The sequence below is a fragment of the Paraburkholderia sp. J63 genome (assembly GCF_905220245.1).
Taxonomy (GTDB): Bacteria; Pseudomonadota; Gammaproteobacteria; order Burkholderiales; family Burkholderiaceae; genus Paraburkholderia.
Map to the genome: position 1 here is coordinate 16,511 of NZ_CAJMZF010000054.1, position 25,932 is coordinate 42,442.

Annotated in this window: 22 protein-coding genes; 13 read left to right on the forward strand and 9 right to left on the reverse strand. The window is 67.3% G+C overall.

All coding sequences use genetic code 11. The features are described 5' to 3' along the window. Position 1: 1 nt before the first annotated feature. From U5775_RS34485 to U5775_RS34505, 5 genes are all read right to left on the reverse strand, one after another. Positions 2–1,774 carry an FAD-dependent oxidoreductase gene (locus tag U5775_RS34485; protein ID WP_322062610.1) on the reverse strand — a complete coding sequence of 591 codons (1,773 nt, stop codon included), beginning with the start codon at positions 1,772–1,774 and terminating at the stop codon, positions 2–4. Between the two features lie 78 nt (positions 1,775–1,852). Then, on the reverse strand, positions 1,853–2,842 hold the full coding sequence (locus U5775_RS34490; RefSeq protein WP_322062611.1) for a DedA family protein/thiosulfate sulfurtransferase GlpE: 990 nt from the start codon (positions 2,840–2,842) through the stop codon (positions 1,853–1,855). Positions 2,843–3,083: 241 nt separating this feature from the next. Then, on the reverse strand, positions 3,084–3,329 hold the full coding sequence (locus tag U5775_RS34495; RefSeq protein ID WP_028218303.1) for a hypothetical protein: 246 nt from the start codon (positions 3,327–3,329) through the stop codon (positions 3,084–3,086). A gap of 514 nt (positions 3,330–3,843) precedes the next feature. Then, positions 3,844–5,505: a methyl-accepting chemotaxis protein gene (locus U5775_RS34500; RefSeq protein ID WP_322062612.1), complete on the reverse strand. Its 1,662-nt coding sequence runs from the start codon at positions 5,503–5,505 to the stop codon at positions 3,844–3,846. Between the two features lie 99 nt (positions 5,506–5,604). Next, entirely contained in the window at positions 5,605–6,531 is a 927-nt protein-coding gene (locus U5775_RS34505; protein ID WP_322062613.1) for a LysR family transcriptional regulator, read from the reverse strand. A 160-nt stretch (positions 6,532–6,691) separates the two neighbouring features. Between U5775_RS34505 and U5775_RS34510 the strand changes: the two genes are divergently transcribed. Then, positions 6,692–7,624, forward strand: a complete 933-nt coding sequence (locus U5775_RS34510; protein WP_322062614.1) for a DMT family transporter — start codon at positions 6,692–6,694, stop codon at positions 7,622–7,624. A 17-nt stretch (positions 7,625–7,641) separates the two neighbouring features. Here the strand turns inward: U5775_RS34510 and cobF are convergent, their stop codons facing one another. Beyond that, a complete protein-coding gene (cobF, locus tag U5775_RS34515; RefSeq protein ID WP_322062615.1) occupies positions 7,642–8,412 on the reverse strand; it encodes a precorrin-6A synthase (deacetylating) in 771 nt (256 codons plus the stop codon). Positions 8,413–8,629: 217 nt separating this feature from the next. On the opposite strand from cobF, the gene U5775_RS34520 reads away from it, so the two are divergent. Continuing rightward, the gene (locus U5775_RS34520) at positions 8,630–9,217 is read left to right on the forward strand and encodes a LysE family translocator (RefSeq protein ID WP_322062616.1); all 588 of its coding nucleotides are present in this window, start codon (positions 8,630–8,632) and stop codon (positions 9,215–9,217) included. Positions 9,218–9,282: 65 nt separating this feature from the next. Here the strand turns inward: U5775_RS34520 and U5775_RS34525 are convergent, their stop codons facing one another. Next, complete coding sequence (locus U5775_RS34525) at positions 9,283–10,110, reverse strand: AraC family transcriptional regulator (protein WP_322062617.1); 828 nt, start codon at positions 10,108–10,110, stop codon at positions 9,283–9,285. 140 nt (positions 10,111–10,250) lie between these two features. Here U5775_RS34525 and U5775_RS34530 point away from each other — a divergent pair, with 140 nt between their 5' ends. The 5 genes from U5775_RS34530 (at position 10,251) to U5775_RS34550 (ending at position 15,011) form a co-directional block, all read left to right on the forward strand. Then, a complete protein-coding gene (locus tag U5775_RS34530; RefSeq protein WP_322062618.1) occupies positions 10,251–10,766 on the forward strand; it encodes an N-acetyltransferase in 516 nt (171 codons plus the stop codon). 171 nt (positions 10,767–10,937) lie between these two features. Beyond that, the gene (locus tag U5775_RS34535) at positions 10,938–13,298 is read left to right on the forward strand and encodes an ATP-binding protein (RefSeq protein ID WP_322062619.1); all 2,361 of its coding nucleotides are present in this window, start codon (positions 10,938–10,940) and stop codon (positions 13,296–13,298) included. 11 nt (positions 13,299–13,309) lie between these two features. Beyond that, complete coding sequence (locus U5775_RS34540; RefSeq protein WP_322062620.1) at positions 13,310–14,056, forward strand: methyl-accepting chemotaxis protein; 747 nt, start codon at positions 13,310–13,312, stop codon at positions 14,054–14,056. After that, entirely contained in the window at positions 14,053–14,583 is a 531-nt protein-coding gene (locus U5775_RS34545) for a hypothetical protein (protein ID WP_322062621.1), read from the forward strand. The genes U5775_RS34540 and U5775_RS34545 overlap by 4 nt, the downstream gene beginning before the upstream one ends. A 62-nt stretch (positions 14,584–14,645) precedes the next feature. After that, positions 14,646–15,011: a response regulator gene (locus tag U5775_RS34550; protein ID WP_322062622.1), complete on the forward strand. Its 366-nt coding sequence runs from the start codon at positions 14,646–14,648 to the stop codon at positions 15,009–15,011. 43 nt (positions 15,012–15,054) lie between these two features. Here the strand turns inward: U5775_RS34550 and U5775_RS34555 are convergent, their stop codons facing one another. Further along, positions 15,055–17,370, reverse strand: a complete 2,316-nt coding sequence (locus U5775_RS34555; RefSeq protein WP_322062623.1) for an FdhF/YdeP family oxidoreductase — start codon at positions 17,368–17,370, stop codon at positions 15,055–15,057. Between the two features lie 190 nt (positions 17,371–17,560). Here U5775_RS34555 and U5775_RS34560 point away from each other — a divergent pair, with 190 nt between their 5' ends. The 6 genes from U5775_RS34560 to U5775_RS34585 all read left to right on the forward strand — a co-directional run bounded on the left by U5775_RS34560 (position 17,561) and on the right by U5775_RS34585 (position 24,875). Continuing rightward, complete coding sequence (locus tag U5775_RS34560; protein WP_322062635.1) at positions 17,561–19,045, forward strand: PLP-dependent aminotransferase family protein; 1,485 nt, start codon at positions 17,561–17,563, stop codon at positions 19,043–19,045. Between the two features lie 11 nt (positions 19,046–19,056). Then, positions 19,057–19,347 (forward strand): helix-turn-helix domain-containing protein, encoded by a 291-nt coding sequence (locus tag U5775_RS34565; protein WP_322062624.1) that lies wholly within the window; start codon positions 19,057–19,059, stop codon positions 19,345–19,347. 92 nt (positions 19,348–19,439) lie between these two features. Then, positions 19,440–20,348, forward strand: coding sequence for a LysR family transcriptional regulator (locus tag U5775_RS34570; protein WP_322062625.1), 909 nt, complete (start codon positions 19,440–19,442; stop codon positions 20,346–20,348). Positions 20,349–20,589: 241 nt separating this feature from the next. Then, the gene (locus U5775_RS34575; RefSeq protein WP_322062626.1) at positions 20,590–21,684 is read left to right on the forward strand and encodes an HlyD family secretion protein; all 1,095 of its coding nucleotides are present in this window, start codon (positions 20,590–20,592) and stop codon (positions 21,682–21,684) included. A gap of 133 nt (positions 21,685–21,817) precedes the next feature. Then, positions 21,818–23,350 (forward strand): DHA2 family efflux MFS transporter permease subunit, encoded by a 1,533-nt coding sequence (locus tag U5775_RS34580; protein ID WP_322062636.1) that lies wholly within the window; start codon positions 21,818–21,820, stop codon positions 23,348–23,350. Positions 23,351–23,366: 16 nt separating this feature from the next. Further along, positions 23,367–24,875, forward strand: coding sequence for an efflux transporter outer membrane subunit (locus U5775_RS34585; protein WP_322062627.1), 1,509 nt, complete (start codon positions 23,367–23,369; stop codon positions 24,873–24,875). 71 nt (positions 24,876–24,946) lie between these two features. Here the strand turns inward: U5775_RS34585 and U5775_RS34590 are convergent, their stop codons facing one another. Beyond that, the gene (locus U5775_RS34590; protein ID WP_322062637.1) at positions 24,947–25,873 is read right to left on the reverse strand and encodes an AraC family transcriptional regulator; all 927 of its coding nucleotides are present in this window, start codon (positions 25,871–25,873) and stop codon (positions 24,947–24,949) included. Between the last annotated feature and the right edge of the window lie 59 nt (positions 25,874–25,932).

A 25,932-nucleotide genomic window follows, 5' to 3' on the forward strand; every position in this document is an offset into this window, starting at 1 on the left:
GTCACGCATGCAGGCCCGCCATCGCGCCCATCGCGGCCGGCGTCACGGCCGCGCGCGGGACGGGCGTCGCGCCGAGCCACTGGTGGATCTGCGCGACCACGGCCGCGCCTTCGCCCACCGCCGCCGCGACGCGCTTGGTCGAGCCCGCGCGCGCATCGCCGATCGCGTAGACGCCGTCGATCGAGGTGGCGAGGCTGCATGCGGCGTCGTCCGCGCCGGTGAGCACGAAGCCGTGCATGTCGAGGGCCACGCCGCATTCGTGCAGCCAGTGGGTGTTGGGATCGGCGCCCGTGAAGAGGAACAGGTGGCGCGCGTCGAAGCGCTCGGCGCCCGACAACGGACATTGCGCCCGCAGGCGGATGGCCGCGAGCCCTGCCTCGTCTTCTTCGAGCGCGCCGATCTCGCACTGCGGATGCACCGTGACGTTCGGCAGCGACGAGATCCGGTCGATCAGATAGCGCGACATCGTCGATTCGAAGCCGGACTTGCGGATGAGCACGTCGATATGGCGCGCGTGCGAGGAGAGATAGACGATCGCCTGGCCCGCCGAGTTGCCGCCGCCCACCAGCACGACGTTCTCGTGCTTGCAGAGCTTCGCTTCCACGGGCGAGGCCCAGTAGTAGACGCCGCGTCCCGTATAGCGGTCGAGTCCGCCGATGCTGGGCCGCCGGTAGATCGCGCCGCTCGCGATTACGACGGTGCGCGCGCGCACGTTGCCGCTGCAGGTTTCGAGGCGGCGCGGTTCCTCGTTGCAATGGAGCTTGCGCACCATGACGGGAATGGCCACGTGCGCGCCGAACTTCTGCGCCTGCACGAACGCGCGGCCCGCGAGCGCCTGGCCCGAGATGCCGGTGGGAAAGCCCAGGTAGTTTTCGATGCGCGAGCTCGCGCCGGCCTGGCCGCCGGGGGCGCGCGCGTCGAGCACGATCACCGAAAGGCCTTCGGAGGCCGCGTACACGGCGGTCGCGAGGCCCGCCGGGCCCGCGCCCACCACGGCCACGTCGTAGACGCGCTCGCCGTCGAGCTCGGGCAAGAGGCCGAGGCAGGTGGCGAGCTCGGGCGAAGTGGGGTGGCGCAGCACCGAGCCGTCGGGGCAGATCACGAGCGGCAGGTCCTCGCAGCGCGCCGCGAAGCGTTCGATCACGCAGAGCATGCTGCTTTCGTCGCGCTCGTCGAGCACCGAATAGGGATGGCCATTGCGCGAGAGAAAGCCCTGCAGCGCGAGCAGCGAAGGGTCGTCGTGCTTGCCGACGAGAATCGGGCCGCCCGCACCTTTCTCGATCAGCGCGACGCGCCGCAGGATCAGCGCGCGCACGATGCGCTCGCCAAGCTCGGCTTCGGCGACGATGGCCGCGCGCAAGCGCTCGGGCGGGATCAGCAGCGCCTCGACCGGTTCGAGCGCGAGGCCGTCCACGAGTGACGGACCGCCCGAGAGCTGGCCCACTTCGGCGAGGAAGCTGCCCGGCCCATGCTCGTTGATCAGCCGCTCGCGGCCGAATCCGTCGCGCTGCAACACCTTCACGTGGCCGGAGAGCACCACGAACATGCCGGGGCCGGTCATGCCGGTCTGAAAAAGCAACTCGCCCGGCTCCCAGCGACGCCGTTCGCCGAAGCGCGAGAGCCGCTCGATCTCCTCGTCGGAGAGAATGGGGAACATCTGGTGGCGCCGCGAGGAGAGCGTCGAGAAGGGCGCCTCGGCCGGCTGCGGCTGCGTATCGGCAAGCGTGGAATGCGGGGCCTCGTAGCGAGGCGGCTCAGTGGCGAGAGAGCCCATCAGGCGTTTCTCCTCATGCGCGCGGCGGCGGGGGAGGCGACGCGCGCGTCAGCGCGGATCAGCGTGAATCCGCGCGGATCAAACGGGTTTCGGCGTGATGTTGACCGGCACCTCGGCTTGCGCCATCACCTGCAGCGGCTCGAGCGTGCGGCCCGCGTCGCGCCAGGCATCGATGCCGCCGAGCAGCGGCAGCACGTCGACATAACCGGCCTCGGCGAGCTTCTTCGCCATCCAGGCCGCGGAAATTTCATTGGGGCACGAGCAGTAGATCACGAGCTTCTGGTCGCGCGGGTACTTCTCGAGAATCTCGTTGAGCTGGCGCTCGTCGGCGAACAGCGAGCCCGGGATGATGTACGGATCGAGCTTGCGCTTTTCCGCGGAGCGGATGTCGAAAATCACGGGCGGCGGCTTGTTGGCCATCGCGCGGTAGAGATCGTCGACGGTGATGCGCGCGTTCGCGAGCTTCTTGATGAGCTGGCGGCGGCGCTGCCAGCGATACGTCGCGTAGAGCAGCAACAGCGCGAGGACCACGACCGCGGCGAGACGCCCGAGGCGGCTTGCGCCCGCGAGCATCATGTCGATCTGCGGCGCGAACAGCACGCCGATCAACAGACCCGTGCCCGACCAGAGCGCGGCGCCAATGCCGTCGAAGCCCACGAACTGGCGGTAGGGCGTGCCCATCGCGCCCGCCATCGGCACGGAGACGATCGAGAGGCCCGGCACGAACTTGGCGATGGCGAGCACGCGCACGCCCCAACGGCCGAAGAAGCGCTCGGTCTTTTTCACGCAGGTGTCGCGCGAGAGCGAGAGCTTGCAGAGCGTCTTGAGCGTATTGCCGCCGTAGAGCCGGCCGGCGAGGAACCAGACGCTGTCGCCGATCAGCGTGGCGACGATCGACAGGCCGAGCACCGGCGCGACCTGCTGGCCGATCGAGCCCGGATGCATGGCGGCCATGGCGCCGAACAGCACGAGCGCCGGCATCGCGGGCACGGGCAGGCCGAGCGATCCGGCCAGCACGTTCAGGAACACGAGCGCAGGCCCGTACTGCGCGATGAGGTCATGTAGCATCGGCTTACTTCCCTTGCCCGGCGCGCCGCAGACGGCGCGCGCTGAAAGATGAACGTATCGATTATGGACGCATTTCGAAGGCGTGCAAGCGAGGTCAAAAGCATACGCCCAATGCGGATTTATTGCGCTCGGGCGTGGGTGGGGCGGGGAGATGGCGGGCGGCGGAGGCGTGCGTATGCGAAGACGCCCTGGATAGCGTCTTCGCGAGAGGGCGGCCCATCAAGAAAGACGGCCGCGTGTATTACCGGCTGTGTGATTCCCCTGGAAGCTCGGCGCCCTGCGCGCGGATGGCCGCGATCAGTTCCGCGGGCGTGATTTCATAACGCACTTCGCGATGGATGCCCGGCTTGCGCTCGTCGACTTCGACCAGCAAGAGGCTTTTGCCGTCGGCCGCCGATTCGAGACGCAGCGAACGCGTTTCGCGTCCGGTCGCTTCGTCATGCTCGGTGAGCAGGGTCATGGTTCCGGAAGACCCGGTCGTGCGCATTGATGTCGTCCTCGTGTGTGGTCGAGCCATTGTACGGGGTCGGCTGCGCGGCGTCTTATCGCTGTGAGCGCGGACGCACACACCAGGCCGCCGCGAGCCCCGGCCAGTCAGTTTAACGCGAGTCCACGCTCGCACGAGTACCGGCTCGAGGATTTTTGCGCGCCCTGCAACGGTGCATGCGCCGTATGTCGCCGCGTCGCGCGTTGTCATGGGCATGACGCAAAGGGGCTTTAGCGCGGCATCGATTCCTGTGCGGCTCCCGTATTTCCTCACCGTACGAATACGCTGCGCACAAGAAAAAACGGCTCATCCGGTAGAGGCCGGGCGAGCCGTTGAAACGCCGTTGTTACTCGGATCAGACACCCAGGTCATGGGCGCTGACGGGTTCCATAGTGAGGCCTCGCCTGCGCACCGTCGAGATGGGATTTATGCCGATCTATCAGCTTAATCGAAGCCAGCAATGAAATTACGAAATGCTTTCGAATGGCGTATCGCATCCGCGCGTGAAAGCGCTTCAGGCTTCGAGCGCTTCCTCCTGCTCGTGCGTTTCAGTGTGCATCTGCACAGGTGCTCGCGCAGCATTGCGCTGTGCCGGCGCGCCGCGCGCGCTCGATTGCGTGCCCGCGACCGTGAACAGGCGCACGGCCTCGTCGAGCACGTCGGCTTGCTCGGCGAGCCGCTGCGCCGTGGCGGCCGCCTGCTCGACGAGCGCCGCGTTCTGCTGCGTGGCGCTGTCTAGATGCGCGACCGCCTGATTGACCTGGTGGATGCCTTCGGCCTGCTCGCCGCTCGCGTTGGCGACCTCGACGATGATGGCCGAGACGCGGCTCACGGCTTCGTCGATGGCGCGCATCTGTGCGCTCGTGCGGCCGACCAGTTCCGTGCCCTGGGCGATCTCGCTCACGCTCGCGTCCACGACCTGCTTGATCTCCTTCGCGGAGGCCGCGCAGCGCTGCGCGAGCATGCGCACCTCGCCGGCGACCACGGCGAACGAGCGGCCCGCCTCGCCCGCGCGCGCGGCCTCGACGGCCGCATTGAGGGCGAGGATGTTGGTCTGGAACGCGATGCCGTCGATCACGCCGGTGATGTCGGCGATGCGCCGCGAAGCGTCGGTGATGCCCGACATCGTGTGCTCCATGCGACCCGCGAGCGAGCCGCCCTCGGCGGCGGCCGACTGCGCCTCGCGCGCGAGGTCGAGGGCGCGCGCGCTGGCGTCGGCGTTGGCCTGCACGGTGGTGGTGAGCTGGTCCATGGTCGCGGCGGTCTCTTCGAGCGAGGCGGCCTGCAACTCGGTGCGGCGCGAGAGATCGAGATTGCCGCTCGAAATCTCATGGGCGGCCTCGAGCATGCCGTCGATCTGCGCGCGCACGTCGAACACGATGGCCGTGAGGTTGGCCTGCAACTGATTGAGCGCCTGGAGCACGTCGCCGAGATCGTCCTTCGACGCAATGGCGAGCGTGGCCGTGAGATCGCCCGCGGCCATGCGCGTGGACACCATCGACATCTGCTCGAGCGGGCCGCCGAGATGGCGCGTGGCGAGCCGCCAGGCCGCGAAGCTGAACACCGCCGCCGCGCCGAACGCGCACCAGAACGGCGTGGGCGGCAGCCCGCCCCAGGCGCCGAAGCCCGCGGCGGCGAGCGCGGTGGGCACGAGCGCATAGCCGATCGCGATGCGCGTGGCCACGGGCAGACGCATGAACGAGCGCGCCGCGCCGAAGAGGCCGGTCCGCACGACTTCGCCGCGACGCAGACGCGCGCCGCGCAGACGCCCTTCGCGCATCTGCGCATAGAGCGCCTCGGCCTCGCGGATTTCCTCGCGGCTCGGCTTCACGCGCACGCTCAGATAGCCCACCACGGTGCCCTGCTCCGAGACAGACGTCACGTTCGCGCGCACCCAGTAGTGATCGCCGTTCTTGCGGCGGTTCTTCACGAGCGCGGTCCAGGGGCGGCCGGCGCGAATGGTTTCCCAGAGGTCTGCGAAGGCTTCGGACGGCATGTCAGGATGGCGGATGACGTTGTGCGCCTTGCCGATCAATTCCGCCTTCGTGAAACCGGAAACGGCCACGAACGCGGGATTGCAATATTGAATGCGGCCCTTGAGATCGGTGGCCGAGACGAGCATCTGCGAAGCAGGGTAGTCGAACTCCTGCTGCGTGACGGGCTGATTGTTGCGCATGGGTTTCCTTGCAATGGGGTCGACACGACCCGACAACATGCAAGGATTAACGGCATTTCCCCTACGATCTTTAGGGGATTAGGGGGCAGCCGGCGCGCCTCACCCCTCCCGCCCCCCACCCAAATGCCGCGCAAGATAATCGATCAACGCCCGCACCTTGGGCGGCAAGAACCGGTTAGGCGGATAAAGCAGCCAAACCGGTCCCATATAGGCGCGCGCCTCGAAAACCCACTCCGGCAGCACCTGCACCAATGACCCCGCACGCAGCGCTTCGGCGGCCGTGAAGTCGGGCAGGCTCGCAATGCCCCAGCCCTCCAGCGCCGCTTCGAGCCTCGCGCCCGCGTGGTTCGCGATATAGCGGCCTTTCACCTCGACGGTCTGCGTTTGCGTGCCCTGGCGCAGACGCCAGCGATGATCGTCGGCGGTTTCGCCCAACCACAGGCAGTCGTGCTGCGCGAGTTCGCGCGGCGTCTGCGGCGTGCCGCGCGCCGCCAGATACGTGGGCGATGCGCACAGCAGCCAGCGCACCGCGCCAAGCTGGCGCGCGGCGAGCCCCGGCGGCGGCGTGCGCGTGGGGCGGATCACGAGATCGAGGCCGTCGCGCAGCGGATCGACTTCGTGGTCGGTGAACACGAGCTGGACGTCCACTTCCGCATAGGCGCGCAGGAACCCCGGAATCAGCGGATGAATCACGGTCTTCGCGTAGGCCGTGGGCGCGCTCACGCTCACGCGCCCTTGCGGCTTCGCGGAGAGCTGGCCCGCGGCGTCGATGGCGCCTGCCGCGGCGCCCAGCATGTCGCGGCAGTGGCGGTGGACCTCGGCGCCGGACTCGGTCACGCGCACCTGGCGCGTCGAGCGTTCCATGAGGCGCGCGCCCAGCGCCTCTTCCAGCCGCTTGATCTGCCGGCTCACTGTCGAAGGCGTGCTGCCGAGCTGGCGCGCGGCCACCGAGAAATTGCCGGCTTCCACCACGCGCGCGAAGGTCGCGAGGTCGGGCAGCAGGGCGAAGAGCGTAGTGGGATTCATAGGGAGAGCGACGGCCTCGGGACGCGATGGGCGATCTGTGCATTCGTGACATAAAAGCTGTGCGGCACTGCCCGATTATCGCGGCACGCGCAACGCCGGACAATACCCGCTCCAGACGTTCCAGTCGCTCCACCCGCTCACCGCCGACGAGGTCCGCCCCATGTCATCCCGATCCCACCCTCATCTGATGCATATCGCCGACTGGCTGCTGCTCGGCGTCGCCTTCGTCTGGGGCACGAGCTACGGCGTGGTCAAGCACGCGCTGGCGTTCTATCCCGTGCTCGGCTTGCTCGCGCTGCGCTTCGGCGTGACCTTCGTGCTGCTCTCGCCCGCGCTGCGGTCGCTGCGCATGGCTTCGCGCCGCGCGCTCGGCGGCGCGTTGATCGCCGGCGCGCTGCTGCTCGGCATCTTCCTGTGCGAGACGTTCGGCGTGATGCTCACGCGCGCGTCGAATGCGGCGTTTCTCATCAGCCTGTGCGTGGTGCTCACGCCGCTCGTGGAGTGGGCGATGCTGCGCAGGCGCCCCGAGCGCGCCGAATGGCTGGCCGTTGCGGTGTCGCTCGTGGGCGCGTGGCTGCTGGCGGGCGGCGCCTATGTGCCGAATGCGGGCGATGCGCTGATTCTGCTAGCGGCGCTGCTGCGCGCGATTTCCGTGTGCGTGACGAAGCGCGTGATGCGCGACGGCGCCCTCGCGCCGCTCGCGGTGACGGCGGTGCAAGCGGGCTGCGTGGCGTTCGGCAGTGCGTCGATTGCGCTGCTGTTCGCGCCACAGCAATGGCAGGCGTTGCCCGCGCTGGCGTCGCATCATGGGTTCTGGGCGAGCATGGCGTGGCTCGTGCTGGCCTGCACGCTGTTCGCCTTCTTCGTGCAGAACTACGCCGTGCGCCGCAGCAGCCCCACGCGCGTCGCGTTGCTGATGGGCAGCGAGCCCGCTTTCGGCGCGCTGTTCGCCTGCGCGTGGCTGGGCGAGCGGCTCAGCGTGGCCGCGTGGACGGGCGGCGCGCTCATCGTCGCGGCGTCGCTATTGGCGACCGTGCAGTGGAAGCGCCCGCGCGCCGCCGCCGTGGCCGAAGCCGAAGCCGCGAACGTCTGATCGGGCCGCGGACGCCTTCAGTCCTGCACGCCGCGCTTGCGCAGCAGATAGGTGTCCATGATCCAGCCGTTCGCCTCGCGCGCCTCGGCGCGCACGCGCACGATCTCGTCCTTCACGTCTTCGAGCCGTCCCGCCACGAGAATCTCGTCGGGCGTGCCCACATAGGCGCCCCAATAGATGTCGAGATCCTCGCCCGCAAGCCGCGTGTACGCATTCTGCGCGTCGAGCATCACCACGGCGCTGTCCGCATCGTCGGGGAAGCCGCGCTCCGCGAGCCGCCGTCCGGTCGTGATGCTCACGGGCTTGCCAATGAAGTTCAGCGGCACGCGATGCTTCGCCGCGAGCGCCTGCACGCTGCTGATGCCCGGAATGACCTCGAAGTCGAACGCGAGCCGTCCTTCGGCGAGTATCGCATCGAGAATGCGGATCGTGCTGTCGTAGAGCGACGGGTCGCCCCAGACGAGGAACGCGCCGCATTGCCCCTCGGCGAGCTCGTTCTCGATCAGGCCTTCGAACACGCGCTGCTTGTCGCGATTGAGCTCGTCCACGGCCGCCTTGTATTCGACGCCGTCGCGCCGCCGCTCGGGGCTCGTCGCTTCGACGATCCGATAATTCGGATCACTAATGAAACGCGCGCAAATCTCCTTGCGCAGCGCGACGAGCTTGTCTTTCGCGGGACCTTTGTCCATCACGAAGAACACATCGGCGGCATTGAGCGCCTCGATGGCCTGCACGGTCAGGTAATTCGGATCGCCGGCGCCAATGCCGATGATGAGGATCTTTTTCACGTCGAGAGTCCGGTGGATGAGTCGCCGGCGCGCTATTCCGCGCTATTCGATGGCGACTTCGATGAAAACAGCCTGATCGGCGAATCATAGCGTGACTTCGACGGGGCGCCCATCGCGCCCAGCGCGTATCGGCGAGGTCATTTTCTTCAATACAGGCTCGCGCGCGCCTCGTACGCTCAACGCTGGATCATCGCCGCCTGGCGTATCGAGGAGAACCGTGAGCACCGCACTTTCCATGGCCGCCTTCGCGCTGGCCACGTCGATCACCCCTGGACCCGTCAATATCGTCGCGCTGGGCGCGGGCGCGCGCTACGGACTACGCGCGAGCCTGCGCCACGTGACCGGCGCGACGGTCGGCTTCGCGTTGCTATTGCTGCTGATCGGGCTCGGTCTGCGCGAGCTGCTCGCGCAATGGCCGTCGCTCACGCGCGCGATCGAATGGGCGGGCGTGGCGTTTCTGCTGTACGTCGCGTACAAGCTCGCGATGGACGATGGGCGCATCGACACGCCGCGCGCCGCGCGTGGTCCGTCGCTGATGACCGGCGCGGCGATGCAATGGCTCAACCCCAAGGCGTGGCTCGCTTCGGTCGCGGGCATGGGCGCCTATGCGGCCTCGGGCGAGAACGGGATCGTGTGGCAGTTCGCGGCGATCTATTTCGTGGTCTGCTACGCGTCGATTGCGTGCTGGGCATGGGCGGGCGCGTCGCTGAGGCAGGCGCTGCGCGAACCGGCGCGCGTGCGCTTCGTGAACCGCACGATGGCGGTGCTGCTCGCGGCGAGCGCGCTATGGCTGCTGCGCGGGTAAATGGCGTACGACGAGCGCGGGTGCTTCAAATGCCATAGGCGCTTGACGTACTTTACGCGCGCGCCTTAGCCGCGATATTGCCCCGGCGTGGCCGCCACGAACTGGCGGAAGGCGCGCTGCAAGTGCGCCTGATCGGCGAAACCGGCTTCGGCGGCCACGTCGGCGATGGCATGGCCGCGCCGCAGTTGCGCGCGGCAGAATTCGATGCGCCGGTTCACCACATACGCGTGCGGTGTCATGCCGTATTGCTCGCGAAACGCGCGGATCAGATACGAAGGCGAGAGCTGCGCCGCCGCGCAGATCTCTTCGAGCTTGAGCGTGCGCGTGTAGTTGCCCTCGATGAATTCTGCGGCGCGCGCGAGGCGCTGGTTTTGCTCGCGGGGCGCACTCGCATGGGGCGCGGGGTTGAGCGCCTGCTGGAGCGCGGCGAAATACTGCGTGACGGCGCTTTCCTTGCGCGGCACGTCTTCGTGCGGATTCACGAGCACGTCGTAGAGCGCATTGAGGCCCGCGAAGAGGTCGGCGCGCCACGTGAGCGTTTGCCCGAACGGAACGAATCCCGCTTGCATGCCGAAGCCCTGCGCGTGCTGGAGCTGCGCGAGCCAGTCCGCGTCGAGATAGAACATCCGATAGGCCCACGCTTCGTCGTCGACGGGATTGCATGCGTGCACCACCTCCGGGTTGATGATGACGACGGCGCCCGCATGCACCTGTTCGAGCGTGTTGCCATTCGAATAGGTGCTGCGCCCGCCCGTGACCGCGCCGATCGAGAACGTGCGGTGCGCATGACGGCCATAGCGCAGCTTGCGGCCATCGGCGATGGCGCGAACTTCGATGAAGGGCAGGGCTTCGTCGCGCCAGAAAGTGGGCGTGGAGTCGGTCGGATGCGGCACGGTGGGCCTCGGTGGCGTGACAGCACGAAGAATCGAATGAGAATATTAGCGCAGACCGCTGGGGCCATTGTGCGAAATCGGCGGCCGCAATCGTGTTAACGTCAGGGTTCGATCCTCTTTCGTTCCGTCTGGCCAAGCTCATGAATGCCGTTCCGCTCACGATCCGCACGCTTACCGAAGACGACATCGACGCGTTTCACGCTCTGCGCCTGGAAGCCACCGTCGACACGCCTTATGGCATCGTGCCCACCTACGAGGAAGAAGCGCGCTGGACGCGCGAAGAAAATATCGCGCGCGTGCGCGAGACCGATCGGCAAGCCGTATTCGGCGCCTTCGACAGCGGCGTGCTCGTCGGCATCGTGGGCTGGCGGCGCGAGGCGCGCCAGAAGCTCGCACACAAGTCGCTCATCTGGGGCGTGTTCGTCAAGCCGGCGTACCGGCGCACGGGTATCGCGCGGCGCTTGATGGAGCGCGCCATCGAGCACGCGCGCGCGAGCGGCGTCGAGCAGGTGCAACTGACCGTGGGCGGCAAAAATCCGCGCGCGCAAACGTTGTACCGTTCGCTCGGCTTCACGATTTACGGCACGGAGTCGCGCGCGATATGCATCGACGGCGAATACTTCGACGAAGAGCATATGGTGTTGGTGCTCGATTGAACCGATCCACGCCACGCGCAAAAAATCTGTGCGGCAGCACACGAAACCTGTCCATTCATCATTTCGTCATACATAAGCGTCGATAATGCGCCTCGAATAAATTGGCCTTCCGTGCCATGAGTCGCGCAGCCATAGCGCGTCCGGCACGGCGAAGGCCCCGGGGATTTCGACATGACCATTCGTCACCGCATTACGCTACTCATCGTGCTGATGTTCGTCGCGTTGTCCGCCATTGGCGGCTACGCGGTCTATCAGACGCGCCGCAGCGCCACCGACGTTCACCAGGTCACGCAAGGCGTCGTGCCCAGTGCGCTCGCTTCCTCCGATCTCGTTTCGCTCGTGAAGGACGTGCAACTCGCGACGATGACGCTCGTCTACGCGCCCGACGTGACCACGGCCCAACTCGCGCAGGACGAGCTCAAGAAGAAGGAGGCCGCGTTGCGCGCCGCGCTCGACGTGCAGCGCCAGGCCGCCGCGAGCCATGCGCAGGACGGGCTCGTCGCGCAGGCGAAAGAAAGCATTGCGAACTATTTCAACGCGATCGAAGAGACGGCGAACATGAAGGCCGCGGGCAAGGACGCGCTCGCGCAGGCCTACCTGTTCGCGAACGTCGCGCAGTATCGCGACGAGCTCGAAGGCATCGTCACCACGATGCGCGTGGAGAAAAACCGCCAGAAGGACGAGGCCATCGAGGCGCTCAACGGCATGCTCGACACCACCACGAGCGCCATCGCCGGCGTGACGGGCGGCGCGGTGCTGCTGCTCACGCTGATCGGCGCGCTGCTCTATCGCCAGATCACGCGGCCGCTCTCGCGCATGCAGGAAATGATGAGCGAGATTGCGTCGAGCCAGGACTTCGCGCGCCGCGTGCCGGTGGGCCGCATGGACGAGGTCGGCCGCTCGATCGTCGCGTTCAACGGCATGATCGAGAAGATCCAGCACAGCTCCGCGCAACTCAAACGCAAGACCGCCGACATTCAGGCGATGCTGCAGAACATGCAGCAGGGCATTCTCACAGTCGTGGAAGGCGCGAGCGTGCACAACGAGTATTCGGCCTACCTCGAAGCGATTTTCGAAACGAATGAGATCGCGGGCCGCCCGCTCATGGACCTCGTGTTCTCGCACACGGAACTGGACGCCGACACGCTCGCGCAGATCGACGCGGCCATGCACGCGTGCCTCGGCGAAGACGATGTGAACTTTGCGTTCAACCAGCACCTGCTCGTGAACGAGATCACGCGCACGATGCCCGATGGCCGCAAGAAGGTGCTCGACCTGAGCTGGTCCGCGATCACCGACGAAAACGACGTGGTCGTGCGCCTCATGCTATGCGTGCGCGACGTGACCGAGCTGCGCGCGCTGGCGGCGGAAGCGGGCGAGCAGAAGCGCCGCTTGCAGATGATCGGCGAGATTCTCGCGGTGAGCGAAGAGAAGTTCCATCAGTTCGTGGAGAGTTCGAAGGGCTTCATTCACGAGAACGAGCACATCATTCGCCAGCACGACTGCGCGAACCGGGATGCCGTGGCCGCGCTGTTCCGCAACATGCATACGGTGAAGGGCAACGCGCGCACCTACAGCCTGCAGCACCTCACGGGCGTCGTGCACGAAGTGGAGCAGCGCTACGACGCGCTGCGCCGCGAGGCCACGGGCGAGGCTTGGGACCAACAGGCGCTGATCGCCGATTTGCAGCGCGTGCGCGAAGCTGTCGATCACTACGCGACGCTCAATGAAGTGAGTCTCGGGCGCGGTGCGCGTGCGCAGAACAGCGGTGGCGGGGCTGGTGGCATCGCGCGCGAGCCGATCGACGCGAGCCTGCGTCTGCTCGATGACGCCAACGAACACGACCTCGCCTCGTTGCGTGCGATGCGCACCGAACTGCGCCGCGTGCTGGGTGGCATCGGCACCGAGAGCGTGGAGCAGGCGCTGGAAGGCGTGCTCGATTCGCTACCTTCGCTGGCGCAGGAGCTCGGCAAGGTCGCGCCGCACGTGCGTATCGACGATGGCGGCTATCGCTTGCGCAGCGACGCTGCAGGCACCGTGAGCGACGTCTTCACGCATTTGCTGCGCAATTCGCTCGATCACGGCATCGAGATGCCGGCGCAGCGCCGCGCGCGGGGCCTCGACGAGGCCGGGTGCATCAGCATCGAACTGGCCGTGGCCGACGGCGCGCTGCGCATCGCGCTCGCCGACGATGGCCGCGGCCTCGCGCTCGCGCGCATTCGCACGATCGCGATCGAGCGCGGCTGGCTGGGCGCCGACGAGACGGTCAGCGACGAGACGGTGGCCGCGTTCATCTTTCACGCGGGCTTTTCCACGGCGCACAGCGTGACCGAGGTGTCGGGGCGCGGCGTGGGCATGGATGCGGTCCGCGCGTTTCTTGAACGCAAGGGCGGCCACATCGAACTGCGTTTTACCGACGACCGGCAACGCGCCGATTATCGGCACTTCGAAACAATCGTGTATTTGCCGCAGGCATGTGCCGTGGCGGGCGCGGAGCGCGCGGCGTTGCGCGAAGCAGCGCTGGCGCAATAGTGGGGGTAGCTGTGGTTTTACCGTATTTGATGGGTGCGGCGGCAGGCGTCGCGGTGACGGCGCTGGGCGCGGCGGGGCTCGCCTGGCGCGCGCGTGTGCACGGGCGCGACGCGCAACAGGCGCAACGTTTCGAGCAACAGGAAGCGCTCGCTCAGGCCGAGGCGCGCGTGTTCGCGGCGCAATCGCAAGCGGCGCACGAACATGCGGCGCTGGCCGCGCAGATCGACTCGCTGCACGCGGATCTCGCCCAGCGCAAGTGCGTGAACGAAGCGATGGAAGTGGCGCTTGGCGCCGAGCGCGCGCACAGCGCCGAAGCACGGCAGCGCGCCGAGCGCATCGCGGCGGAGTCCGCGCGCCTGAGGCAGCTATCGGCGACCTTCGAGCGCTGGCACGAGCAGATGATCTCGCTGATGGCGCAGAACCACGACATGCACCAGAAGAATCAGGAGCTCTCGTCGATCGTGAGCCACGTGCTGATCGTGTCGCTCAATGCGTCCATCGAGGCGGCGCGCGCGGGCGCGGCGGGCCGCGGCTTCTCGATCGTCGCGGGCGAGGTGCGTGCGCTCGCCACGCGCTCGCAGGAGCTTTCGAAGAGCTACCGCGACAGCCTGAACCGCAATGACCTCGTCACCGCGGCGACGTTCCAGGACATTCAGGCGGGCGGCAAGATGATCGCGGCCTCGCTCGCGAGCGTGGAGTCGCTCACGCGGCAACTGCACGCGCAACTCGAAGCGGCGCGCGCCGGGGTGCACGCATGATCGGCCCGCACGCACAGGACAGCTTCGAGCGGATCTTCTTCGCGGCGGCGCGCACGCGTCTCGTGACCGATCCGCAGCATGCGTGCGAGATTGCGCCCGCACCCGGCGATGGGGCGCAGGGCGAGCATGCGGTTCTGCTCACGATTTCGTCGATGCAATTCCGCCTGCTGATCCTGCTGAATGTAAAGGATGACGAAGTAACGCGTGCGTACTACGCGAGCGCGGGCGAAGGTGCGCTGGTGGACACGTTCATGGAGTTCGGCAACCTGTGCTGCGGGGCGCTGAACCAGCAACTGATCGAGCATTTCCCTGACCTGGGGATGTCCACGCCGTATGCGCTCGGCAGCCAATGTCTGCCGTATCTGCGCGAGCTGAAGCCCGATTACGTGAAGTCATATGCGCTCACGATCGACGGCACGGTGCGGCTGGGGGCGACGCTGTGCATTTGCACACATTCGCCGCTCGACTTCGTTGCCGTGCCGTTGACCGAGGTTCACGAAAGCGCGGGCGAGCTCGAATTGTTTTGATGAGATCGACGCGTCATGCGTCGACGTAATGCGCGCCGCTCCTGGCGCGGAGGGAAAAGCAAATGGCAAAGATTCTGGTGGTGGACGATTCGGGCACGGTGCGCGACGAAGTCGCGGGCTTTCTGCGCAAGAACGGGCTGGACGTGGACACGGCGGTGGACGGCAAGGACGGCCTCGCGAAGCTGCGCACGAATCCGGGCGTGAAGCTCGTGGTCAGCGACGTGAACATGCCGAACATGGATGGCCTCACGATGGTCGAGAAGATCCGCGGCGAACTCGGCAATGCCGCCGTCAACGTCGTGATGCTCACGACGGAAAGCAGCCCCGCGATGAAGGAGCGTGGCAAGGCGGCGGGCGTGCGCGGCTGGATCGTGAAGCCTTTCAAGGGCGATGCGGTGCTGGAGACGTTCCGCAAGCTGGCGGGCTGAAGCGCAAGCCATTGTGACCTGAGCGGCCGCGTGAGCGCAGCGTTCAAGCCGCGAGCGCTTGCGCTCTCGTGGGGCTCAACAGCACCGGTATCGACTTCGAGGTGGGGGTGCCCGCGCCATCGGCAACCGACGAAAGCGGCACGAGCGGATTCGTCTCCGGATAGTAGGCGCCGAGGCATCCGCGCGGAATGTCGTACTCCACGAGCAGAAAGTCAACGACCTGGCGTTCCACGCCGTCGTCCCAGACGCTCGTGATGTCCACGCGCTGGCCCGGCTCGAAGCCGAGCATCGTCAGGTCCTCGCGGTTCGCGAACAGCACGCGGCGCTGGCCATAGACGCCGCGATAGCGGTCGTCGAGACCATAGATCGTGGTGTTGTACTGATCGTGCGAGCGCGTGGTCATCAGCGTCATCAATTGCTGGCCGTGCGCGGCGCGCGCGCGATGGATCGGCGTATCGAGCGCGATGGCATGCACCACGAACTGCGCCTTGCCGCTTTCCGTCTTCCAGATGCGATCGCGCGAGGCCACGCCCAGATGGAAGCCGCCCGGCTGCTTCAGACGCTCGTTGTAGTTCTCGAAGCCGTCGAAGACCTGTTCGATGCCGTCGCGAATCAACGCGTAATCGGCGGCAAGCCCGAGCCAGTCCACCTTCGCGCTGCCGAGCGTGGCGTGCGCCATGCGCGCGACGATGGCGATCTCCGAAAGCAGGTTCTGCGAAGCGGGCCGGTTCATGCCGTACGAGATGTGCACCATGCTCATCGAGTCTTCCACGCTCACGCCTTGCGGCACGCCGTTCTGCAAGTCGATCTCGGTGCGCCCGAGCGTGGGCAGAATGAGCGCGTCTTCGCCGTGCACGAGATGGCTGCGGTTGAGCTTGGTGGTCACGTGCACCGTGAGCGCGCACGAGCGCATCGCGTCCCACGTGCGCGGCGTGTCGGGCGTGGCGATCGAGAAGTTGCCGCCGAGGCCGATGAACACCTTCACGTGGCCTTCGAGCATCGCGTGGATCGTCTCGACTACGTCGTAGCCGTGCTCGCGCGGCGGCTCGAAATCGTAGGCGTTGCCAAGGCGGTCGAGGAACGCCTGGGTCGGTTTTTCCTCGATGCCGACCGTACGGTCGCCCTGCACGTTCGAATGGCCGCGCACGGGGCACAGGCCCGCGCCGCGCCGGCCGATGTTCCCGCGCATCATCATGAGGTTCGAGAGCAGTTGCACGGTCGCGAGCGAATTCTTGTGCTGCGTGATGCCCATGCCCCAGGTCGCGATGACGGCCTTGCCCTTCGTGTAGATGTCCGCGAGCTTGAGCACTTCTTCGAGCGGCACACCGGCCTCGGCGACGATGGTGTCCCACGACTCGGCGCGCAGGTCGGCCGCGAACGATTCGAAGCCTACCGTATGTTCGGCGATGAAATCCACGTCGAGCACGCGTTCGGCGCCGCTGGCGCGCGCGGCGTCGTCGAGTTCGATTGTGCGCTTGGCCACGCCCTTGATGAGCGCGAAGTCGCCGCCCACGCGCGGGCGGATGAACACCGAGCTGATCTGGACGCCTGAAGGCGAGAGCATGTCGAGCGTGTGCTGCGGGCTCGCGAAGCGCTCCAGCCCGCGCTCCTTTAACGGATTGATCGACACGATGGTCGCGCCGCGCTTCGCGCAATCGCGCAGCTCGCCCAGCATGCGCGGGTGATTGGTGGCGGGATTCTGGCCGAAGATCAGCAGCGTGTCGGCGTGCTCGAAGTCGTCGAGCGTGACCGTGCCCTTGCCGATGCCCACCGTGCCCGGCAAGCCGCGGCTCGTGGCCTCGTGGCACATGTTCGAGCAGTCGGGGAAGTTGTTCGTGCCGTACATGCGCACGAACAGCTGATAGAGGAACGCGGCTTCGTTGCTTGCGCGGCCCGAGGTGTAGAAGGCCGCGCGGTTCGGGTCGTCGAGCGCGTTGAGGTGCTTCGCGACGAGCCTGAACGCATCGTCCCAGGCGATCGGCACATAGCGGTCCTGCTGCGCGTCATACACGAGCGGATCGGTCAGGCGGCCGTGCTGCTCCAGTTCGTAGTCCGATTGCGCCATCAGCTCGGTCACGGTGTGCTCCGCGAAGAACTGCGGCGTCACGCGCTTGCTGGTGGCCTCGGCGGCCACGGCCTTCACGCCGTTCTCGCAGAACTCGAAGGTGGAGGCGTGCTCGCGGTCGGGCCATGCACAGCCGGGGCAGTCGAAGCCGTCGGGCTGGTTCTGCTTGAGCAGCGTCCGGTAGTTGCCGCCCGTCACCTTCTCCTTGATGAGGTTGATGGCGACTTGCTTGAGCGCCCCCCAGCCGGCGGCGGGATGGTGATAGGGCTCGATGCGGGGCTGCGGCTTTTTCATGATGCGTTCAGATCAGGTCAGGCAAGGACGGTGCGGGTGCAGCGCCCGATGTGAGAAGGCTACTGTGTTCCTGTACGCCCGGTGATCACAGAAAAACGGAAAGGCAAGGGGTACAGTTGCGGCGATTTGTCATAGACTCACGGAATCGCCCGCTCCGTCTTGCCTGACGCCCGTGACCGCCCCGACCGCCGTGCCCCGCTACGAACAGCTCGCCGACGACATCGAGGCCGCCGTGCGGCGCGGCGTGTTCGCGCCGGGCGAGCGCATTCCCTCGGTGCGGCGCGCGAGCGCCCAGCACGGCGTGAGCGCGAAGACCGTGGTGCACGCCTATGCGCTGCTCGAGAGCCGCGGCGTGATCGAGTCGCGGCCGCAGTCGGGGTTCTTCGTGAAGGCGCGTCCGGCCGGGCGCGATGGGCCGAATGCCTACGCGGCGCGCGCGGAGCAGGCGGCCCAGGGCGCGAAGCCGCGCCGCGCGGGCACGGCGAAGGCGCCCATCGAGCCCGCGCCCAACGCCGCGCCCGCGCCAGTGGACGTGAGCCGCCTCGTGCTGTCCACCTTGCGCAGCATCGTCGCGCAGGACGCGGTGCCGCTCGGCTCGCCGTATCCGGATCCGGCGCTCTTTCCGTGGCGGCGCATCAACCAGTACGCGAACGCGATCGCGCGGCGCCATGCGAGCTGGAATCTCATCGACGACCTGCCGCCCGGCAACCCGGAGCTGATTCGCCAGATCGCGCGCCGCTATGCCGAGAACGGCGCCGACGTCGATCCCGACGAGATCGTCATCACCGTGGGCGCGACCGAGGCCATCAACCTGAGCCTGCAGGCGGTGGCGAAGCCGGGCGACACCGTGGTCGTCGAGTCGCCCACCTACTACGCGATGCTGCACGCGATCGAGCGCCTCGGCATGCGCGCGATCGAAGTGAGCACGCATCCCGATACCGGGATCGACCTCGATGCGCTCGAACGCGTGCTCGCGCGCAAGAAAGTGGCCGCCTGCATGGTGATGCCGAATTTCCAGAATCCGCTGGGCTTTCGCATGCCCGATGCGCACATGAAGCGGCTCGTGGCGCTGGCCGAGGCGCACGACCTGCCCGTGATCGAAAACGACGTCTATCAGGAGCTCTACTTCGGGCCGACGCGGCCATCGTCGCTCAAGCAGTTCGACACGCGCGGGCTCGTGCTCCATTGCGCGTCCTTTTCAAAAAGTCTTTCGGCCTCCTACCGGATTGGCTGGGCGCTGCCGGGACGCTATCGCGCGCAGGTCGAGAAGCTCAAGTTCCTCAATACGCTCACGACGCCCTCGGTGCCGCAGGTCGCGCTCGCCGACTATCTGCGCCACGACGGCTACGACCGCCACCTGCGCCGGCTGCGCCGCTTCTATCGCCAGCAGGCGCGGCTCATGCGTGCGATGATCGAACGGTTCTTTCCCGCGGGCACGCGCACGTCCGACCCGCAGGGCGGCTATGTGCTGTGGGTCGAGCTGCCGCCGCGCGTGGATTCCATGCGGCTTTACCGGGCCGCGCTCGCGCAGGGCATCACGATCGGGCCGGGCTACATGTTTTCGATGCGCAACGACTTTCACCATTACATTCGACTGAACTATAGCTATCCGTGGACCGCGCAGACCGAGTCGGCATTGAAGACGCTCGGCGAGCTGGCCGCGAGGATGGCATGAGGAGACGCACGATGAGCGATGCAAGCAATGACGCAAGCGGCGACGAAATCGACCCCGTGCTGGTGGCCATACTCGAACAGCTCTGGCGCGCGCAATGCGAAACGCCGGGACGCGCGTGGTCGCTCGCGAAGCTCTCGAAGCAGTCGGGCGCGCCGATGAGCGGCCTGCGCCGCCATCTCACGGCGCTCGTCGACGGCGGCCTCGTAGTGACGACGCTCGCCGAGGACGGCACCGGCCGCGCGAGCCTTTCCGAGGACGGCCGCGCGTTCTGCGCCGAAGTCTTCGGCGAACCTGCGCCATGACGCCGCCGGGCGCTGCACGTTTGCGTGAGTACCTTTAAGCTAGTGCACCGAATCCGAATCTCTTTCCATTCGCCCTCGCTGGCGCCATCGCCATGGACTATATCGACACCCTGCGGATCTTCCGTTCCGTGGTCGAGGCCCGCAGCTTCACGCGCGCCGCGGACATGCACGGGCTCGCCACGCCCGTCGTCTCGCGCGCGATCGCGCGACTCGAAAAGCGCCTCGGCAGCCGGCTCTTTCATCGCACCACGCGCGCGGTCTCGCTCACCGAGGCCGCCGAGCGCTTCTACGACGGCTGCTGCCGCGTGCTCGACGACCTGGACGCGCTGGAAGCGGTCGCGACCGAGCAGACGCGCGAGGCCAGCGGCGTGCTGCGGCTCGTTGCGCACACAACGGCCGCGGTGAACCGGCTCGTCCCGCTCATGGCCAGCTTCAAGCGCGCGCATCCCAAGGTGACGCTCGACGTGATGCTGACCGAGCGCCCCGTCGATCTGGTCGCCGACGGCTACGACCTGGGGCTTGTGCTGCCGTTCATGCTCAACAACGAGGGCACGGTGACCAGGCTGCTCGACCGCGTTTCAGTCGCGCTCGTCACGACGCCCGCTTACCTTGCGGCCAACTCGACGCCGCGGCATCCCACGGAGCTCGAAGCGCACACGTTCGTGCCGATGCCGCCTTCGCTGCGCAAGCCTACACTCACGTTTCGCGCGGGCGGGGAGGACGTGACCGTGCGCCTGAAGTACGACATCGCTTCGAACAATCCCGACTTCAACCGGGCGATGGTGCTGGAGGGGTTCGGCATCGGCATCCTGCCGCGCCCGCTCGTGCAGCGCGAACTGGCGACGGGGCAGCTCGTCGCGCTGCTCGACGAATTTCCGATCGTCGACGCGCAGATCGAAATCCGTCTCGCCTATGCGTCGCGCACGCTGCTGCCCGCGAAAGTGCGCGCCTTCATCGATCACGCGACGGAGTTCTTCAGCGACGCCGCACAGACGGTCTAGAAAGCCGATTGAAGGGATGGCGGCGCATACGGGGCGATTGTTGTCGGCGCGGCCATAAAGTGATGCCGCGCGCGACGGTTGTTCCGGAGCGCTGTATCGTCTAGTCTGTGCATATGCACAGGTTGTGTGGCATGGATTCCTGCGCGTCCTGCGCACTGCTTGAAGGTCTCCTCACGAACCGCCTTTTATCCCATGGCGGCATTTTTTTATCTTTGAAAGTGCATATGCACAGGTGATCGCCATGTCGAGTCCTTCCACTCCTGCCCCGGTTGCGGCGCGGCGCGAGCGCGCGGGTCTGCCCTGGATGCCGCTCGCGCTGGGCGCGGTGGCGCTCGTGCTCGCGGCGGCGGGGAGCTACTGGTTTTTCGTGCTGCGCTTCATACAGAGCACCGACGACGCCTACGTGGGCGGCAACGTCACGGTGATGGCGCCGCGCGTGAGCGGCTTTGTGGCCGAGATCCTCGTGCAGGACAACCAGCGCGTACGGGCGGGTCAGGTGCTTATGCGGCTCGACGCGCGCGACTACGACGCGAAGCTCGCCCAGGCCGACGCCGAGCTCGCGAGCGCGCGCGCCGCGGTGACGGAGCTTCAGGCGCAGCGCACGCTGCAGGCGGCGGTGATCGGCCAGCACCAGGCCGAGGTGCGGGCCTCGGACGCCGAGCTCACGCGCAGCGCACAGGATCAGACGCGCTACCGCGCGCTAGTGAAAGACGACGCGGTGTCGAATCAACTGGTCGAGCGCGCCGATGCCGACTACGCGAAGGCGCAGGCCTCGGTGGCGCAGAGCGGCGCCTCGGTGGTGGCCGCGCAGCGCCAGCTCGACGTACTCGCCGCGCAGATCGCGGATGCCGAGGCGCGCGTGGCGACGGCCGCGGCGAACCGGCGCCTTGCCGCGCTCAACGTGGAATACACGACGATCCGCTCGCCGGTGGATGGCTACATCGGCAACCGCACGGCGCGCGTGGGCATGCTAGCGAACGTGGGGGCGCCGCTGCTCACGGTGGTGCCGGCCGCCGACCTCTGGGTGGACGCGAACTTCAAGGAAGACCAGTTGAAGAAGATGCACGCGGGAGACCGCGCCGACGTCACGCTCGACGCCGCGAGCGGAACGCTGCACGGCACGGTGGAGAGCCTCGCGCCCGCCACGGGCGCGACCTTCAGCGTGCTGCCGCCAGAGAACGCCACGGGCAACTTCACGAAGATCGTGCAGCGCGTGCCGGTGCGCATTCGCGTGAAGGTGCCGCAAGGCATGGAGGGCGTGCTGCGGCCCGGCCTTTCCGCCACCGTGACGGTGCATCTGCGCGATGGCGGGGACACGGCCGCTGGCGCGCATTGAACGAGGACGGCAGGTCATGAGCGACACGAGTTCCGTCGTAGAGGTACGTCCCGAGCGGAAGTCCACGCGACCCGCCGGGCAGACGCATGAGGTCCACGCCGCGCCGCCCAGGTTCGCGCCTCACGAGCAGCCCATGGCGCAGCGCGCCTTCGCCTTCGCGCTGATGTGCATCGGCTTTTTCATGGCCACGCTCGACATCCAGATCGTCGCTTCCTCGCTGCGCGACATCGGCGGCGGCCTTTCCGCGAGCCAGGACGAGCTGTCCTGGGTGCAGACCGCCTACCTGATCGCCGAAATCATGGTGATTCCGATGTCCGGCTGGCTCTCGAAAGTGTTCTCCACGCGCTGGCTGTTCGTCGCCTCGGCGGTGGGCTTCACGCTCACGAGCATGCTCTGCGGCCTCGCATGGGATATCGATTCGATGATTGCCTTTCGCGCGCTGCAAGGCGCGCTGGGTGCGGCCATGATCCCCACCGTGTTCACCACGGCCTTCGTGCTTTTTCCGGGCAAGCAGCGGCTCGTGGCGTCCACGACCATCGGCGCGCTCGCCTCGCTCGCGCCCACGCTCGGCCCCGTGATCGGCGGCTGGATCACCGATCAATGGTCGTGGCATTGGCTCTTCTATCTGAACCTCGCGCCGGGCATCGCCGTGGCCGCGCTCGTGCCCAGGTACGTGCATATCGACGAACCCGATCTCGCGCTCATCAGGCGCGGAGACTATGCCGGCATCGCGCTGATGTGCGGCTTTCTCGGCTGCCTCGAATACGTGCTCGAAGAAGGGCCGCGCAAGAACTGGTTCGGCGACGACGCCATCGTGGCCTGCGCGTGGATTTCGGCGATCTGCGGCTTTCTCTTCGTCGTGCATGCGCTCACCGCCAGGGAGCCCGTCGTCGACCTGCGCGCGCTCGCGGTGCGCAACTTCGGCATCGGCAGCGTGCTCTCGTTCGTCACGGGCATCGGCATTTTCGTGGCCGTGTTCCTCACGCCGCTCTTTCTTGCCGAAGTGCGCGGCTTCAGCTCGCTGCAGATCGGGCTCTCGCTGCTCTCGGTGGGCGTATTCCAGATGCTCGCGCTCGGCGTCTATGCGTTCGCCACGCGCTTCTTCAGCTTGCGCGTGTTGATGCTGTTCGGCCTCGTGTGCTTCGGCCTCGGCTGCTATCTGTACGTGCCGCTCACGCACGACTGGGGCTGGCAGCAATTCCTGCTGCCTCAGGCGCTGCGCGGCGTGGGCCAGCAGTTTGCGATTCCCCCCATCGTCACGATGTCGCTCGGCTCGCTGCCGCCCTCGCGGCTCAAGTCGGCAAGCGGCCTCTTCAACCTGATGCGCAACCTGGGCGGCGCGATTGGCATTGCGGTGAGCGCGACGATGCTCAACGACCGGCTCAATTTCCACTATCTGCGCCTGAACGAGCGCGTCGTGCAAGGCGCTCCGCAAGTCGAGACCTTGCTCGCGGGAAGCACGAGCCATTGGTCCGCCGTCGCGGGCAATACGCTCGACGCGGCGCAAGCGGGCCTCGCGCAACTGCATGCGCTGGTGCTGCGCGAGGCGCTGGTGATGACGTTCTCCGATACGTTCTTCGTGCTTTCGCTGTGCTTCGTGGTCGCCATTGCCTGCGTGGCGTTCTCGCGGCCCATTCACGGCGCGCCGCCACCCGATGCTCATTGAGTCGCTAAGGTTTCCTATGCAATCGCAAGACGCTCCTTTCCTGAAGCGAACGCGCCTCGTGCGCGCCGCGGGCCTCGGCCTCGCCGTACTTGCTGCCGCCGTGCTTGCCGCCTGCGCCGTGCAGCCTGCGCAGCACGCCGATCTGCCTGCCGCGGTGCAGGCGACGGCGCCCGCCACGTGGCGCATCGAGGCGCCGCAGGACGCCATCGACGCACGCGCGTGGTGGGCGCGCTTCGACGACCCGACGCTCGACGCGCTGCTTTCGAGCGTGCTGAGCGGCAATCTCGACTTGCAGGCCGCCGCCGAGCGCGTGAAGCAGGCGCAATCGATCACGACGCAGAAGCACGCCGCGCTGCTGCCGCAACTGGACTTCACGGCGCAAGGCGCGTACGCGCGGCAGAACACGCCGCCGCCGCTTGGCTACGTGAAAGAGGCGAGCGCGGGCGTGGCGCTGAGCTGGGCGCCCGACGTGTTCGGCGGCGAACGGCTCGAACTGCTCGCGGCGCAGGCGAATCTGGTGGGCCAGCAACATGCGCTGGATGCCGTGCGGCTCGCGCTGGCGGCGGACACCGCATCGGCTTATGTGGATCTGCGCTGGGCTCAATCCGAACTGAAACTTATTCAGGATAACGTATCGATACGGCAGCGCACGCTGCAATTGACGCAAGACCGCTTGAAGTATGGCCTTTCGACCCAGCTCGACGTCACGCGCGCGCAAACGCAACTGAGCGAATTGCAGGCGCGCATGCCACGAGCGCAGGCGAGCATCGATCGTCAACTGAACCTGATTGCGGTGTACTCGGGGCGCACGCCCGAGTCGGTCGCGCAGCTCGCGCTGGCGGCCCCCGCGCCCATTCCTGCGGCGCCGCCCGACGTGCCGCAATGGCTGCCTTCGGAGGCCTTGCTGCGCCGGCCCGACGTGCAGGCCGCTTACGCCACGGTGCAGCAGCGCGCGGCGGAAGTGGGCGTGGCGCGCGCGGAGCGCTATCCGAAGTTCTCGCTCGATCTCACGGACGGCGTGCTCGCATCGTCGTATCTCGGCCTGCCCACGCTCACCGACAACCTCTTCAGCGCGGCGCTCGGCGCGACGAGCCCGATCTTCAACGCGGGCCGCATCACCGCCGATATCGAGCAGAGCGAGAGCCGTATGCGCGAGTCGCAACTGAACTTGCAGCAGACGATGCTGGAGGCGCTGCGCGAAGTGGAAGACAGCCGCAGCGATCTCGTGAGCACGGCCAGCGAAACGCAGCAGTTGCGCGACGCCGTGGCGTCCTCGGAGCAGGCGCTCAAGCTCGCGAACCAGCTCTACAAGGGGGGCGCGGCCGACTTTCTCGACGTGCTGAGCGCGCAGCAGACCTGGCTGGCCGACGCCGACCTGCTCAACGACGCGCAGCGCGAGCGCGCGCTCGCGGCGGTGGCGCTCTACCGGTCGCTGGGCGGCGGCTGGAGCCAGAGCGGCGACGTGGTTGCGGCCCGCGCCCCAACGTCCGCGATGCCCGCCGCGCGCGTGGCGCAAGGGGGGTGAACATGCGCGCCGCCATGCGTAGTCTTTTCACGACATCGGCGCAAGGCGCACAACGCGCACCATCGTGCCGCTCAACCGCCCGAGCGTGCGGCAGCACGCCATTGCGCGGGCGTCATCCCCACATGCCGCTTGAAGCTGCGCTGAAATGCGGCATCGGATTGATAGCCCACGAATTCGCCGATCTCGGCCACCGGCTGGCCACCCTGCGCGAGCAGGCGGCCCGCGAGCGTCATGCGGATATCGGTGAGCACGTCGGTAGCGCTGTGCCCGATCGCATCGTCGAAGTGGCGCGCGAACGTCGCGCGCGACATATGGCACAGCGCGGCCAGCTCCGGCAGCGTCCACGGCTTGCCGGGCTCATCGAACATGGCGTCGATGGCGGGCTGCAGGCGCGGCTGCTGCGCGAGCGCGAGCAAGCCGCGCGGCGGCGTATCGGCATGGCTCGCGTAGCGCAGCGTGAGCGCGAAGAGCGCGCCCGAAAGATGGTTGACGAGCGACTCGCTGCCGGGCTGGGCGTCCTGTGCCTCGTCGCGCAGCAGCGCGATCAGGCGCATGAGGCGCTCAGGCGGATCGCCGCCGGCGCTCGCGCTATGCACCACGAGCCGCGCGGGCAGATTCTCGCGCAGCAGGCGCTGCGGCACGGCGGGCAGCAGGAAGCGGCCGCAGAGCACGTCCGCGGCGTGGCTTTCGGCGAGGTTCGTTTCAACCGCATGACCGTGCTCGAAGCGCCGTTCGACGGCGGCCGGCGGCGCGCCGCTGCCATCGTGCAGCCGATGGGGCGAGCCCGAGGGAAACAGCACGATGTCGCCCGCGTGAAGGGCTGTGGGCGCGCCGTGCGCATCCTCGACGATGGCCGTGCCGCTCAGCAGCACGTGATAGCGGATCTCGCGCGCATCGGCGGCCGGTTGATCGATGCGCCACGGCGCACCGAAATGGCAGCGCACGTCGAGGCAGCCCGCGACGGGCATGAGCGTCAGGAGGCGGCTGAGGATATCCATGTGCGGCGGCTGGGCGAGCAGCGTGAGACGAACGGGCATGAAGTCGCGCCATTCTGGCA